Annotated in this window: 14 protein-coding genes; 7 read left to right on the top strand and 7 right to left on the bottom strand. The window is 56.6% G+C overall.

The window, feature by feature from the left end; all coding sequences use genetic code 11:
- Positions 1-26 precede the first annotated feature (26 nt).
- On the top strand, positions 27-584 hold the full coding sequence (locus tag BM029_RS03420) for a cob(I)yrinic acid a,c-diamide adenosyltransferase (RefSeq protein WP_092432662.1): 558 nt from the start codon (positions 27-29) through the stop codon (positions 582-584).
- Between the two features lie 59 nt (positions 585-643).
- Here the strand turns inward: BM029_RS03420 and folE2 are convergent, their stop codons facing one another.
- The 4 genes from folE2 to BM029_RS03400 form a co-directional block, all read right to left on the bottom strand.
- Positions 644-1,447 carry a GTP cyclohydrolase FolE2 gene (folE2, locus tag BM029_RS03415; RefSeq protein ID WP_092432660.1) on the bottom strand — a complete coding sequence of 268 codons (804 nt, stop codon included), beginning with the start codon at positions 1,445-1,447 and terminating at the stop codon, positions 644-646.
- A 114-nt stretch (positions 1,448-1,561) separates the two neighbouring features.
- Positions 1,562-3,433 (bottom strand): 1-deoxy-D-xylulose-5-phosphate synthase, encoded by a 1,872-nt coding sequence (gene dxs / locus BM029_RS03410; protein ID WP_092432658.1) that lies wholly within the window; start codon positions 3,431-3,433, stop codon positions 1,562-1,564.
- Positions 3,434-3,445: 12 nt separating this feature from the next.
- On the bottom strand, positions 3,446-4,381 hold the full coding sequence (locus tag BM029_RS03405) for a polyprenyl synthetase family protein (RefSeq protein WP_092432656.1): 936 nt from the start codon (positions 4,379-4,381) through the stop codon (positions 3,446-3,448).
- Positions 4,378-4,644 (bottom strand): exodeoxyribonuclease VII small subunit, encoded by a 267-nt coding sequence (locus BM029_RS03400; RefSeq protein WP_092432937.1) that lies wholly within the window; start codon positions 4,642-4,644, stop codon positions 4,378-4,380. Before BM029_RS03400 ends, BM029_RS03405 begins: the two co-directional genes overlap by 4 nt.
- 243 nt (positions 4,645-4,887) lie before the next feature.
- On the opposite strand from BM029_RS03400, the gene BM029_RS03395 reads away from it, so the two are divergent.
- The 3 genes from BM029_RS03395 to BM029_RS03385 all read left to right on the top strand — a co-directional run bounded on the left by BM029_RS03395 (position 4,888) and on the right by BM029_RS03385 (position 8,051).
- Positions 4,888-5,991 (top strand): aromatic ring-hydroxylating oxygenase subunit alpha, encoded by a 1,104-nt coding sequence (locus tag BM029_RS03395; protein ID WP_092432654.1) that lies wholly within the window; start codon positions 4,888-4,890, stop codon positions 5,989-5,991.
- A gap of 188 nt (positions 5,992-6,179) precedes the next feature.
- Complete coding sequence (locus tag BM029_RS03390; protein ID WP_092432652.1) at positions 6,180-7,139, top strand: DMT family transporter; 960 nt, start codon at positions 6,180-6,182, stop codon at positions 7,137-7,139.
- 45 nt (positions 7,140-7,184) lie between these two features.
- Positions 7,185-8,051 (top strand): sulfurtransferase, encoded by an 867-nt coding sequence (locus BM029_RS03385; protein ID WP_092432651.1) that lies wholly within the window; start codon positions 7,185-7,187, stop codon positions 8,049-8,051.
- 100 nt (positions 8,052-8,151) lie between these two features.
- Here BM029_RS03385 and BM029_RS03380 read toward each other — a convergent pair whose 3' ends face one another.
- Positions 8,152-8,895, bottom strand: coding sequence for a ZIP family metal transporter (locus tag BM029_RS03380; protein ID WP_244544896.1), 744 nt, complete (start codon positions 8,893-8,895; stop codon positions 8,152-8,154).
- Between BM029_RS03380 and BM029_RS26205 the strand changes: the two genes are divergently transcribed.
- A complete protein-coding gene (locus BM029_RS26205; RefSeq protein WP_244544899.1) occupies positions 8,798-9,019 on the top strand; it encodes a hypothetical protein in 222 nt (73 codons plus the stop codon). The genes BM029_RS03380 and BM029_RS26205 overlap by 98 nt on opposite strands.
- A 38-nt stretch (positions 9,020-9,057) precedes the next feature.
- Here the strand turns inward: BM029_RS26205 and BM029_RS03375 are convergent, their stop codons facing one another.
- Positions 9,058-9,942 carry a dienelactone hydrolase family protein gene (locus BM029_RS03375; protein WP_092432649.1) on the bottom strand — a complete coding sequence of 295 codons (885 nt, stop codon included), beginning with the start codon at positions 9,940-9,942 and terminating at the stop codon, positions 9,058-9,060.
- 90 nt (positions 9,943-10,032) lie between these two features.
- A complete protein-coding gene (gene polA / locus BM029_RS03370) occupies positions 10,033-12,828 on the bottom strand; it encodes a DNA polymerase I (protein WP_092432647.1) in 2,796 nt (931 codons plus the stop codon).
- Here polA and BM029_RS03365 point away from each other — a divergent pair, their 5' ends adjacent.
- Together BM029_RS03365 and BM029_RS03360 are read left to right on the top strand one after the other, a co-directional pair.
- On the top strand, positions 12,829-13,566 hold the full coding sequence (locus BM029_RS03365) for an LOG family protein (RefSeq protein WP_092414526.1): 738 nt from the start codon (positions 12,829-12,831) through the stop codon (positions 13,564-13,566).
- A 114-nt stretch (positions 13,567-13,680) separates the two neighbouring features.
- The gene (locus tag BM029_RS03360) at positions 13,681-14,118 is read left to right on the top strand and encodes a hypothetical protein (RefSeq protein ID WP_211482429.1); all 438 of its coding nucleotides are present in this window, start codon (positions 13,681-13,683) and stop codon (positions 14,116-14,118) included.
- Positions 14,119-14,197 lie beyond the last annotated feature (79 nt).

Genomic DNA, 14,197 nt, shown 5'->3' with positions numbered 1-14,197 from the left:
AAATAAACAGAAAAAATCAGAAAACCATGGGTAATCGACTCTCAAAGATCGCCACGCGCACCGGCGATAACGGCAGTACTGGCCTCGGCGACGGCAGCCGCGTTGACAAGGACAGCTTGAGGATCCAGGCTATCGGCGATATTGACGAGCTTAATTCGCAGCTTGGGCTTTTGTTATGCGACAAACTGGATTCCGCACTGCGCGAAACATTGCTGTCAATACAACATGATTTATTCGATCTCGGCGGTGAACTGTGCATTCCCGGCTATACCTTGATCACCGACGCACAGGTGGCGCGACTCGATCGCCTGCTGGAAAAATACAATGCCGACTTGCCGCCCCTGAAGGATTTCATCCTGCCCGGCGGCAGCCACGCCGCGGCGCTGGCGCACGTCTGCCGTACCGTGTGCCGGCGTGCAGAACGCAGCATAGTCGGTTTAGGCAAGAGCGAAACGGTAAGTGAAGCGTTGCGGCAGTATGTGAACCGCTTGTCGGATTTGCTGTTCGTGTTGTCACGCGTGCTGAACCGGGCAGATGGTGGCAGCGATGTGCTGTGGCAGAAGGATCGAATGCGGGATGCTTAAAACAAAACAGGCCGGATGATGCGACATCATCCGGCCTGTTTTTTTGGGGCTGCTTGATATTACTTACACCGCTTATCGTGTTCGATCAACGCGTAGGCCGAGTGATTGTGGATCGACTCGAAGTTTTCCGCTTCCAGCACATAGGCCAGCACGCGCGGTTCGTTGTTCAAGGCCACCGCCACGTCGCGTACCAGGTCTTCAACAAACTTCGGATTTTCGTAAGCACGTTCGGTGACGTATTTTTCATCCGGACGTTTCAGCAAACCGAACAATTCGCACGATGCCTGCGCTTCGATACGGGCAATCAATTCATCCACCAGGATTTCGCCGTCCAACACCGCATTGACGGTAATGTGCGAGCGCTGGTTGTGCGCGCCGTAGGCTGAAATCTGCTTCGAGCAAGGGCACAGGCTGGTCACCGGCACCAGGACTTTCAAGGTCACTTCGAGCACGCCATGATTTATCTCGCCGGTCAGGCCCACTTCGTAATCCATCAAGCTTTGCACACCTGAAACCGGCGCCGTCTTGTTGATGAAATACGGGAAAGTCAGTTCGATGCGGCCGCGCTCGGCGTCCAGCAGGCTGACCATCTTGCGCATCAGATCGCCGAACGAGGTGACGTCGAGCGGTCCGTCCAGTCCTTCCAGCAGCGCGATGAAGCGCGACATGTGGGTGCCCTTCTGCTGTTCCGGCAGATGCACATACATGTTCCAGCTGCCGATGGTCGGCTGCGCGCCGGACCCGGTACGCACCGTAACCGGATAACGTACGCCTTTCACACCCACGCGCTGAATCGCCAGATGGCGGGTGTCGACAGTGCTTTGCACGTCTGGGATAGTCAGATTGGGGTCACGCGTGTTCATTGATATTTACCTTTGAATGAACGTAGGGTGGGCACAATGTGCCCACGCGGATGCCGATTGCGCTACTACCGCGTGGGCATACATGCCCACCCTACTGTATTAATTTTTACTCTGTTAATTTTGATTGACGACCAGACGTGGCTGATCTTTGCCGAAACGTTGACGTATCGATGCTGCGATACCTTCCGGATTCAAGCCGCATTGCGCCAACAACAGGGCGACGTCGCCATGGTCGATAAATTGGTCCGGCAGACCCAGATTCAAGAGCGGCTTGACGCATCCTGCCGCAGCCAGCGCTTCCGCTACTGCAGAGCCCGCGCCGCCCATGATGGAACCTTCTTCCACGGTGACCAGCGCATCGTGGGTTTTTGCCAGCTCCAGCACCAGCTCCGCATCCAGCGGTTTGATGAAACGCATATTGACCACAGTGGCATCCAGCAACTCACCGGCGGCGACGCTTGGCGCCAGCATCGAACCGAATGCGAGGATCGCCACGCTCTTGCCCTGACGCTTGATTTCACCTTTACCCAACGGCAAAGTAGTCAACTCCGGCGTTATCGCCGCGCCAATGCCGGCGCCGCGCGGATAACGCACAGCCGCCGGGCCGTTATAGTGATACGCGGTGGACAGCATCTGGCGACATTCGTTTTCGTCCGAAGCTGCCATCACTACCATGTTGGGAATACAGCGCAGGTACGCCATATCGTAATTGCCGGCGTGGGTCGCGCCATCGGCGCCGACCAGGCCGGAACGATCGAGCGCGAAGGTCACGTCCAGGTTTTGCAAAGCCACGTCATGGATCAATTGATCGTAGGCGCGTTGCAGGAAAGTCGAATAGATCGCCACTACCGGCTTCAAGCCTTCACAGGCGAGGCCGGCGGCAAAAGTGACCGCATGCTGCTCGGCGATGCCGACATCGTAGAAACGTTGCGGAAAACGCTTGGCGAAAGTATCCAGGCCGGACCCGCCCGACATGGCCGGGGTGATGCCGATCAGCTTGTCGTCTTGCGCTGCCATGTCGCACAGCCAGTCGCCGAAAACCTGTGTGTAGGTCATCTTGCTAACCGCAGCCGGTTTGATGCCTTCAGCCGGATTGAACTTGCCCGGGCCGTGATACAGCACCGGGTCGGCCTCCGCCAGCTTGTAACCCTGGCCCTTCTTGGTCACCACGTGCAGGAACTGCGGGCCCTTCAGGTGCTTCAGGTTTTGCAAGGTTGGAATCAGCGATTCCAGGTCGTGACCGTCGATCGGGCCGATATAGTTGAAACCGAATTCTTCAAACATGGTGGCCGGCACCACCATGCCTTTGGCATGTTCTTCAAGACGCTTGGCCAGTTGCCGCATCGGCGCCGGCAGGATCGACTTGCCGACATTCTTGGCTTGCGCATAGAACTGGCCCGACATCAGCCGCGCCAGATAGCGGTTCAAGGCGCCTACCGGCGGCGAGATCGACATGTCGTTGTCGTTCAGGATCACCAGCATGTTGATGTCGTCATAGACACCGGCGTTATTCATCGCTTCGAATACCATGCCGGCAGTCATGGCGCCATCGCCGATCACGGCAATCGCGTGGCGATCGGTCTCGCCTTTGGTCTTGGCGGCCAACGCCATCCCCAGCGCGGCCGAAATCGAGGTCGACGAATGGGCGGTACCGAAGGTGTCGTACTCGCTTTCGCAACGGCGCGGGAAGCCCGAGATGCCGTTAAGCTGGCGCAGCGTGTTCATGCGCTCGCGGCGGCCGGTGAGTATTTTGTGCGGATAAGTTTGATGACCGACGTCCCAGACGATCCGGTCCTCTGGCGTATTGAAGACGTAATGCAGGGCGATCGTCAATTCGACCGTGCCCAGGTTGGACGACAGATGGCCGCCGGTCTGCGCCACCGATTCGATGACGAATTCGCGCAGTTCATCGGCCAGCGGCTTGAGCTGCGCCCGCGTCAACTTGCGCAGATCTGCCGGGCTGTCGATTGTGTTGAGTATTTCCATATGCGCTAAACCCTAAGCTTTCCGTTGCACGATCAAATCCGCCAGCTCGCGCAGGCGACGTGCCTTATCCCCAAAGATCGCAAGCGCCTGATGGGCGTCGTTGCGTAATTTTTCTGCCAAAGCCTGCGATTCGGACAAACCCAGAATCGAGACATAAGTCGGCTTGTTGTCTGCGGCATCCTTGCCGGCGGTTTTACCCAGCGTGGCGGAATCGGCTGTCGCATCCAGAATATCGTCGACCACCTGGAACGCCAGGCCTATCGCTGTGCCGTAGGCTTCCAGCGCCTGGATTTCATTCTGCGCCAGAGCCTTGCCGCCCCATGCGCCCAGCAATACCGAAGCGCGCAGCAAGGCGCCGGTTTTCAACTTGTGCATCTGCTCCAGCTCAGCCAGCGACAGACTCAGGCCGACGCTCGCCAGGTCGATTGCCTGACCGCCGCACATGCCGAGCGAACCGGAAGCCTGGGCCAGCAAGCGCAGCATGACGATCTGGCGCGCCGGGTCCAATCCGGCGGCATCAATCTCAGCCAGCACTACGAAAGCCTGTGCCTGCAAGGCATCGCCCACCAGCAACGCGGTCGCTTCATCGTATTTCACATGCACGGTCGGTTTGCCGCGGCGCAGGGCATCGTCATCCATGCACGGCATATCGTCATGCACCAGGGAATACGCATGAATCATTTCGACTGCCGCAGCGGCGCGTTGCGCCACGGCGGCCGGCGTTGAAAACAATTCCCCTGCGGCAAACACCAGCAAGGGCCGGACCCGCTTGCCGCCATCCAGCACAGCATAACGCATGGCCTGGTGGAGCTTGACCGGAGTGCTGGCTTCCGACGGCAGGAACTGACCGAGGGCAGTTTCCATGTCGGCCTGTACCTGGCGCATCCAAGAAGTGAAATCGGACGCCGGTTGATCAATCAGGCTAGACAGTTGTACGGCAGCAGTCATTCTTCAGCTCCGCCGCTATGATCATTAAGCGCTTCACCGGCAAAGGGCTTGAGCATGTCGCCTTCCAGCACTTTGACCTGGCTGTCGACTTTTTCGAGTTGCAACGCGCAAAACTTGACCAGCTCCGAACCGCGTTTATAGGCGGCAACGGATGCTTCCAGCGGCAACTCGCCAGCCTCCATTTGGGCTACCAGCTGCTCCAGCTCGGTCATTGCTTGTTCAAACGAGGCAGGGCTGCTGGCGGAAATCGGATTTTTTGGCATAGTGGCCATATTGGCTATAAATAGTTTAGTCCGCTATTTTAGAGCAAACATCCATAACTCGTTGTATTTAGAGGAGTTGATTTAGAAAATAGGGCTGGATAACTAGCGTAAAGCAGCCCAATTTCAGCTTTTTATGGGATAATCCTCGGTTCTGTCCAAAATTTCCGTTTCATATTATTTGAACACAGGTTTTTGCGGATTCTTTCTCTCTTAGGTTGATACAACACATTTGGGGGTGGAGGGATGTCCGATCTGGCTTCTATTTCCAAGCTCGCGCGCTCCAATGCGCAACTTCCGGTCAACGTCTACTTTGACGAAGCGCTGTTAAAGCGTGAAATCCAGCAACTCTTTCAGAATGGCCCGCGTTACGTCGGCCATGAGCTGATGGTGCCCAACGTCGGCGATTACGCCACGCTGGCTTCTGAAAACGAAGGCCGTATGCTGGTGCGCAATCCTCAGGGGATTGAGCTGATTTCCAACGTCTGTCGCCATCGTCAGGCAAAAATGCTCGATGGCCACGGCAATGCGCGCAATATCGTCTGCCCGCTGCATCGCTGGACTTACGACCTCAAGGGCGAACTGATTGGCGCACCGCACTTCGGTGAAACGCCATGCATGAACTTGTCCAAAACACCGCTGCAAAACTGGAACGGCTTGCTATTCGAGCACAATGCCTTCCACGTCGGTGAAAAACTGGCGGAGCTCGGTGTCGCCAAGGATCTCGATTTCAGCGGCTACCTGTTCGACCACGTCGAAGTCCACGAGTGCGACTACAACTGGAAAACCTTTATCGAGGTCTACCTGGAGGATTACCACGTCGAGCCGTTTCATCCCGGCCTGGGCAGTTTTGTCAGCTGCGATGACCTGGAATGGCAATTTGGCAAGGATTACAGTGTCCAAACCGTCGGCGTCAACCACGGACTGGCGAAATCCGGCTCGCCTGCCTACAAAAAATGGCAGGAACAGGTTCTCAAGTTCAGCAATGGCGAACCGCCGAAGTTCGGCGCAATCTGGCTGACCTTATATCCCAACATCATGGTGGAGTGGTATCCCCATGTGCTGGTGGTGTCGACGCTATGGCCGCGCGGCCCGCAAAAAACCACCAATGTGGTCGAGTTTTATTACCCAGAGGAAATTGCGCTGTTTGAACGCGAAATGGTCGAAGCGGAACGTGCCGCTTACATGGAAACCTGCGTGGAAGATGACGAAATCGCATTGCGCATGGATGCCGGACGACGCATCTTGATGGAGCGCGGCGTCAGCGAGGTCGGCCCGTACCAGTCGCCGATGGAAGACGGCATGCAGCATTTCCACGAGTGGTACCGGAGTCAGAACGGCTTGACCTGAGTGGCTTGACCCGGTCGGATCCTCCGGAGAGTCCTTCGGAGAGTCCTGCATCCGACAACAAGGGCCGGAGTTTGCGTAAATGCGCAAACTCCGGCCCTTTGTCATTATTTAGTGCAATAAGAGCATGCACTGTCGCCGGAATCAGTCAAAATAGCAGCAACGCTCCTTTCGCTTCCGTCGCCCGCCCCATGCAATCACTCTGGATGTTGTTCGCTAGCCTCATGTTTTCGATCATGGGAGTCTGCGTCAAGCTTGCTTCCGATCATTACTCCATCGCTGAAATCGTGCTGAGCCGCGGCTTGATCGGCATGCTATTCATCATCGTACTGATTCTGCTGAAAGGCGGCACCTTGAAGACGCCCATACCGCGTCAGCATGTGTGGCGCGGCGTAATCGGCGTGATTTCCTTGTCGATGTGGTTCTATTCCTTCAGCCTGCTGCCGGTCGCTACCGCCACTACCCTCAATTACACCTCCTCGATATGGCTGGCCGCGATCTTGTTTGGCAGCGCGTGGTGGCGCGGCAACACGCGCTTTGATTGGGGTATGGCAGCCACCATCGTGATCAGCTTCATCGGCGTGATGCTGTTGATGAAACCGTCGCTCGATACCAATCAGACACTGGGCGGCATGATCGCCCTGGCATCCGGCCTGATCGCGGCCGTGGCGTACCTGCAGGTACGCCATCTGGGCACGCTGGGCGAACCGGAATATCGCGTGGTCTTTTATTTTTCGATGACCAGCACTATCGCCGGCCTGGCTGGAAGCACCTTGCTGCCCGGCGGCGGCGTCCCGTTCTGGCATGCACATAATATGCAAGGCGTGGCCTTATTGATTACACTGAGTCTATCGGCCACTGTCGCCCAGATGGCCATGACGCGCGCCTACCGTCTCGGCAATCCGCTGCTGACAGCAAACCTGCAATACACGGGCATCGTCTTTTCCAGCATCTGGGGCATTCTGATCTGGCACGACCAGCTTGGCTGGCGTGGCTGGCTTGGTACCGCGGTAATCCTTATCGGCGGTTTGCTGGCAACGTTTTATAATCAGAAGAAGGCGCGCCCACTCAAGCCGTTACATTCGGCGTTACATTCGGAAAATCCGCTGGATAACAAAATTAACCAGACTACCGAAACTCGCAGCTTGTGAGGTTGCCTCGCATCACCTGATACACACTTAGATAGAAGGACTGCCATGTCTCACGCCCATCCTTATACGACGCTGATTTCTGCCTCTAACTTGTTGCAGAATGCGCAAAATCCCAACTGGGTCATTGTCGACTGCCGCCACGATTTGACGGATGCCGCGGCCGGCAGGACGGCTTACGATGCCGGCCACATTCCTGAAGCCCGCTTCGCCAATCTGGACCGCGATCTTTCCGGCGCCAAACAAGCGGCCGACGGCAGCTTCAAAGGCCGCCATCCCCTGCCGGAAAAAGATGCGTTGCTCGCCACGCTGCGGGCATGGGGCATCAATGACGACACTCAGGTCGTCGCGTACGACGCCCAAGGTGGCATGTATGCTGCCCGCCTGTGGTGGCTGTTACGTTCCATCGGTCATAACTCGGTGGTAGTGCTGGACGGCGGACTGGCCGCCTGGCAAGCTGCAGGCGGAGGCTTATCGACTGCGGAGCCGGTACCGGCTAGCGGCAACATCAGCACCAAGCCGCCGCTGACCAACAGCGTCACCGCCCACGACGTGCTGGTCAACCTGACCAACCAGAGGCGCACCATCGTCGATGCGCGCGCACCAGATCGCTTCCGCGGGGAAAATGAAACGATAGACCCGGTCGGCGGCCATATTCCCGGCGCCAAGAATCGTTTCTTCAAGGACAATCTGCAGGCCGATGGCCGTTTCAAGCCGGGGCATCAGTTGCATGAGGAATTCGGCGCATTGATCAGTGAACCCAAGACGGCCGTGATGCAGTGCGGTTCAGGCGTCACTGCCTGCCATAATTTGCTGGCGCTGGAAATCGCCGGTTTGCACGGCGCGGCCTTGTATCCGGGATCGTGGAGCGAGTGGTGTTCTGATTCGACACGCCCGATGGCCAAGGGCGTTTAAGCCGTACGTAGGGTGGGCAAGTTTTTTTGCCCACGCGTTACCGGCACAATTGCGATAAATCGGAGTCCGCGTGGGCACAAATGCGTGCCCACCCTACTGTTTAATGATGATGGGCGTGACGGGTCAGGAATAGAACGATAGCTACGCCGGCGCCGATCAACAGGATCTGCGGAATCGTTTCACGCAGTGTGGCCCGGCGCTGCATTTGCGGCATCAAATCGCTGACGGCGATATAGATAAATCCCGAAGAAGCAAATACCAGCACGTAAGGAATCCATTCCATGCCGCGCTCGAGGGTAAAGTAACCCAGTAAACCGCCAAGTACCGCCATCAGGCTGCAGATCAGGTTATACACATAAGCTCGGGTCCGCGAAAAGCCGGCGTTGAGCAACACGATGAAATCGCCGATTTCTTGCGGAATCTCATGCACGATGATGGCCAGCCCGGTGATCAGGCCGAGATGCGGATCTGCCAGGAAAGCGGCGGCAATCAAGATACCGTCGGTAAAGTTGTGCAAGCCATCACCAACCAGGATCATCCAGCCGGCTTTGCCCGCCTCTTTCTTGTCATGCCCGTGATGATGCCCGTGGCCGTCATCTTCGTGATGATGGGAATGGCGCAGGATGGCGAATTTTTCCAGCACGAAGAATGCCAGCAGCCCGCCTAGCAACACGGCAAACAGCGTGTGGCTATCGGCCTGCGATTCGAAAGCTTCCGGCAGCGCGTGCAGCAAGGAAGTCGCCAGCATGATGCCGACCGACAGGCTGACCATGCGCTCGACCACCTTCGACAGCAGCGCGAACGAAAAAATAGCCGCGGCGGTTATGCTGAAAAGCCCGGCGATCGTGGTCGCCAGGAGAATTGAAACGAGTGTGGAATTAATTTTTGGCTCCGGCAATCAGAGGTTAAATGCAACATGGTTGCAAATTAGAACACAGCCGCTGCATTTCAGCAAATTTAACTGTTAGTTACTCTTAATTGCCAGGCCTCGACGCCTAAATCGGATTCAACTCACCCCGTGCGCTTTAAACCAGGCCAGGGTACGTTTCCAACCGTCCTTGGCATCCGCTTCCACATAACTAGGGCGATAATCGGCATTAAACGCATGGCCGGAGTTCGGATACACCACGATTTCGGATTTGCTGCTGCCTTTGGCGAGCGCCGCTTTCATCTGCGCCACGTGATCCTGGGTAATACCTTGGTCCTTGGCCCCATACAAACCCAGCACCGGCACTTTCAAGGTCGACGCAATGTCGACCGGCTGCTTCGGCATCAGCTCGCTCTTGTCGCCCACCAGGCTGCCATACCAGGCAGCAGCAGCCTTCACCTTGGGATTATGGCTGGCGTACAGCCAGGTAATGCGCCCTCCCCAGCAGAAGCCGGTAATCGCCAGCTTGTCGACATTGCCGCCGTTTGCCTTGGCCCAGGCGACGCAGGCATCGAGATCGCCCAGCACCTGGTCATCCGGCACTTTTGAAATCACGTTCTTGTACAACTCCGGAATCGATGCGAAAGCCGCCGGATTACCTTCGCGAATGAACAGGTCCGGCGCAATCGCCAGATAGCCGAGCTTGGCGAAGCGCCGCGTGATATCGGCGATGTGTTCGTGCACCCCGAAGATTTCCGACACCACCAGCACCACCGGCAAATTGGTTTTACCTTCGGGCTGGGAACGGTAGATCGGCACACTCAAGCCATTCGCCTGGACTTCCAACGGGCCGGCGGTGAGGCCGAAGGTATCGGTAGTGATCACGGTCTGCGCCATGACCGGCATCACTGCGGCGGCAAACCCGGTGCCCAGGGCTGCCTTCAAAAAGGTACGGCGGTCAACATCATCTGACAAACTGGTTTTTCCCACCAGGCTATCGAAATCCTGTTTCAAATTCGACATTAAAGTTTTCCTCCAAGGTTGATCTTCAACTATCTATTTGCATTGACCGGCACCAACCAGCCACCGTTAAATTCCATGCGGCCAATACACTCAATGCGCCTCGTCCCAATTCTTGCCCACTCCGACTTCGGCAATCAGCGGCACGTTTAGTTCAGCCACGCCTGCCATCAGCTGCGGCAGTTTTTCCCGCACCAGCGCCAGTTCGTCTTGCGGCACTTCCAGCACAAGTTCATCGTGCACCTGCATCACCATCTTGGATTTTAACTTTTCTGTTTCAATCCAGTTTTGCACGGCGATCATCGATAACTTGATCAAGTCGGCGGCAGTACCCTGCATCGGCGCATTGATCGCCGCCCGCTCTGCACCCTGGCGGCGCTGACCATTGGGCGAATTGATTTCCGGCAGCCACAAACGGCGCCCGAACACGGTCTCGACGTAACCTTGCGCCTTGGCTTGTACCCGCGTCATGTCCATGAACTGCTTGACGCCGGCAAAGCGCATGAAATATTTTTCAATATACATTTGGGCGGCGGCGCGCTCGATGCCGAGGTTGCCGGCCAGGCCGAACGCGCTCATCCCATAAATCAGGCCGAAGTTGATCACCTTGGCATAACGGCGCTGCTCGCTGGTGACCTCCGCTGCCGTGGTGCCGAAAATTTCGGCTGCAGTGGCACGGTGGATATCCACGCCTTCGGCAAATGCACGCAGCATGTTTTCATCGCCAGAGATGTGGGCCATGATGCGCAATTCGATTTGCGAATAGTCGGCTGAAACAATCACGCTGTCTTCAGGTGCTACAAACGCTTCGCGGATACGCCGCCCTTCGGCAGTGCGAATCGGAATATTTTGCAAGTTCGGATCGTTCGACGCCAGCCGTCCGGTAACGGCGACCGCCTGCGCATAATTGGTATGCACACGACCGGTTTCCGCATTGACCATCTTCGGCAGTTTGTCGGTGTAGGTCGATTTCAGTTTGGACAGGCTGCGGTAATCGAGCAGCACCTTCGGCAGAGGATAATCTTCTGCCAGTTTCTGCAGCACTTCTTCATCCGTCGACGGCGATCCGGATGGCGTTTTCTTGACCACCGGCAGCTTAAGTTTCTCGAACAGGATTTCACCCAGTTGCTTAGGTGAGCTCAGGTTGAAAGGCTGGCCAGCCAGTTCATAGGCTTGCTGTTCTATTTCCAGCATGCGCTTGCCCAATTCATTCGATTGGGTAGCCAGACGGCTGGCATCGATCAACACGCCATTGCGTTCGATCTTTTGCAGCACAACCGAAGTCGGTACTTCGATTTTTTCGTAGATGAATCTGAGCTTGGCGTCGTCGGCAATATGCGGCCACATGGTCAGATGCAATTGCAAGGTGATGTCCGCGTCCTCGGCTGCATATTCGGTAGCGCGGCCGATTTCAACTTCGTCGAAACCGATCTGCGAAGCCCCTTTACCGCACACCTCCTGGAATGTGATGGTCTGGTGATTCAGGTGACGCATGGCCAGGCTGTCCATATCATGGCTGCGATGCGATTCGAACACATAAGATTCGAGCAAGGTGTCATGCACGATGCCACGCAGGCTGACGCCCTGATTGGCAAATATGTGGCTGTCGTATTTCAGATTCTGGCCGACCTTGGGCTTGCTGTCGTCCTCAAGCCAACTCCTCATCTTTTGCAGCACCAGTTCGCGCGATAATTGCGCGGGTACATCCTGGTAACGATGTGCGACCGGAATATAGGCGGCAACGCCGACCTCGCAACACAGCGATATCCCGACCAGCTGAGCCGTCATCGGATCAAGCGAGGTAGTCTCGGTGTCGACTGCAGTCAATGTCGCCTTGTCGATACGTTGCAGCCACACGTCCAGCTGAGCTTCGGTCAGCACGGTTTCATAATGCCGTTCTACCGCAGCAAACAGGCTGCTCTGAGCCGGCTCGCCGGTGCCGGGTTTGTGATCGGCGACACTCTCTGCCGAGGCGATTTTACCTGCGCCGGCTTTCCCTGCACTATCCGCTGCACTGGCAGCGTTACCGGCACCGCTCAGATCGCGCAACCAGGTCTTGAAGTTATAGCGTGTGTACAGATCGATCAGCGTCTCGTTGTCTTGCTCCGGCGGCCTCAGGGATTCTGGGAACGCCCCCATGTGTGCGCTCAGATCGCAATCGGTCTTTACCGTCACCAGCTCCTTGGCCTTGGGCAGCCAGTCCAGCACCGCCCGCAGGTTCTCGCCGACGGCTCCCCCGATATTGGCAGCGTTGGCCATCACCTGGTCGACCGTGTCATATTGCGCCAGCCATTTAACCGCAGTCTTCGGCCCGACTTTGGAGACACCGGGGATGTTGTCGACGGTGTCGCCGATCAATGTCAGGTAATCGACGATGCGCTCCGGCGGCACGCCGAATTTAGCGATCACGCCGGCAGGATCCAGTGTCTCGTTGCTCATGGTGTTGATCAACGTCACGTGTTCGTTGACCAGTTGCGCCAGATCTTTATCGCCGGTCGAGACCACGGCTTGCATGCCATGGCGCACCGCTTCCACTGTGAGCGTGCCGATCACATCGTCGGCTTCCACTCCCTCAACCATCAGGATCGGCCAGCCCATGGCGCGCACGGCGGCGTGAATTGGCGTAATCTGTTTAACCAGGTCTTCCGGCATCGATGCCCGGGTGGCCTTATAGTCGGCGTACATGTCGTCGCGAAAAGTTTTACCTTTTGCATCGAACACGCAGGCAAGGTAAGCTGCAGGGTAATCGGTACGCAAACGGCGTAACATATTTATGATTCCATACATCGCGCCGGTCGGCTCATTGGCAGCATTGCGCATGTCAGGCAATGCATGAAAGGCGCGATAGAGATAACTGGAACCATCAACTAACAGCAGGGTTTTTTGCATATGGAATTGAACGGAAAAAATGTGCCGCGTTTGCGGCAAGTGACGGACGTCGAACGCGCAACTTCCAAGAAGGCACGCGAATCGTGGCATATGTTCACGATTATGGCAGAATTTATCGAGTCGACCGAACGCCTTTCCGAGTTGCATCCCGCAGTATCGATCTTCGGCTCGGCGCGGATCAAGCCAGACAATCCTTATTACCCCTTGTGCATGGATATTGCACGACGCTTTTCCGACGAAGGTTTTGCGGTGATTTCTGGCGGCGGCCCGGGCTTGATGGAAGCTGCCAACAAAGGCGCTTTCGAAGGTAAATCACCTTCGGTCGGCTTGAATATCGAATTGCCGCATGAACAAAGCGGGAATAAATGGCAGGATATCTCGCTCAGTTTCCGGCATTTCTTTGCCCGCAAGGTTGCCTTCGTACGCTACGCCGATGCCTATATCGTGCTGCCTGGCGGTTTTGGCACACTGGATGAGCTGACCGAGGTATTGACGCTGATCCAGACCGGCAAGTGCCGCCATATCCCTATCATCCTGGTCGGCAGCAGTTTCTGGAGCGGCTTGCTGGACTGGTTCCGCACCCAGCTGGTAACCGACGGCATGATCGCAGCCAAGGACATGGACCTGATCCAGGTGCTGGATGATCCGGCCGAGATTCTCGCTGCCGTGGTGGAATTCTACGAGGCGGGTGAAACCGTCATGGCGGAATCGGACCGTCACGCGAGCGTGTTGTTGTAGTACAGCAAAACAGCGTCGTCAAACAGATTACCGGCGTCCTTATCGCCTATCGGGGCCGGTGGTTTGTTACAATGAAGACTTCCATCTTGCTTTACTCAAGGTAGCCAAATTCTCATGAATAAATCTAAAGTCTGGCAGTTGTTGACTGTATGTGTTGCCTCATTGGCAACGCCTCTGCTTGTTGCTGCACAACAAACAAGTCAGCCGCCCAAGACCGTCGCTCCGCCGCCGCCCGAGCTGCAAAAGCTTGAAGAAGGCGAAGCGCCGTCCGTCACCGTGCGCAAGCCGGGTGAAGCGCCAGGCGACATCACGCAAAAGACGGAGCAAGGCCGGGTTACCGAGATCAAGGTCAATAGCGGCAACAGTACGTATTACGTGAAGCCGCAGTCGACGGCGGGCACTTTGCAGCCGGGCGATGGGCCTGTACGCGGCGCGCAATGGCAGATCAAGGAATTCGATATGGGCCACAAGCAACGCAAGGAAGGCGAGGCGGCACAGGCTGACGCTGACGCAGGCTTGCCGCCGCCGGCCGTGGCGACACCCAAGAACTAATTAAGCAAAAGCAACCGTAGCCACGCGGCGCAAGCGGTAACCACCGCCTTTGCGCCGCGTATTTATTCCGACATTATCC

It is taken from the genome of Collimonas sp. OK607, from assembly GCF_900111995.1.
GTDB lineage: Bacteria > Pseudomonadota > Gammaproteobacteria > Burkholderiales > Burkholderiaceae_D > Collimonas.
This window is presented reverse-complemented; position numbering and strand designations above follow the sequence as displayed.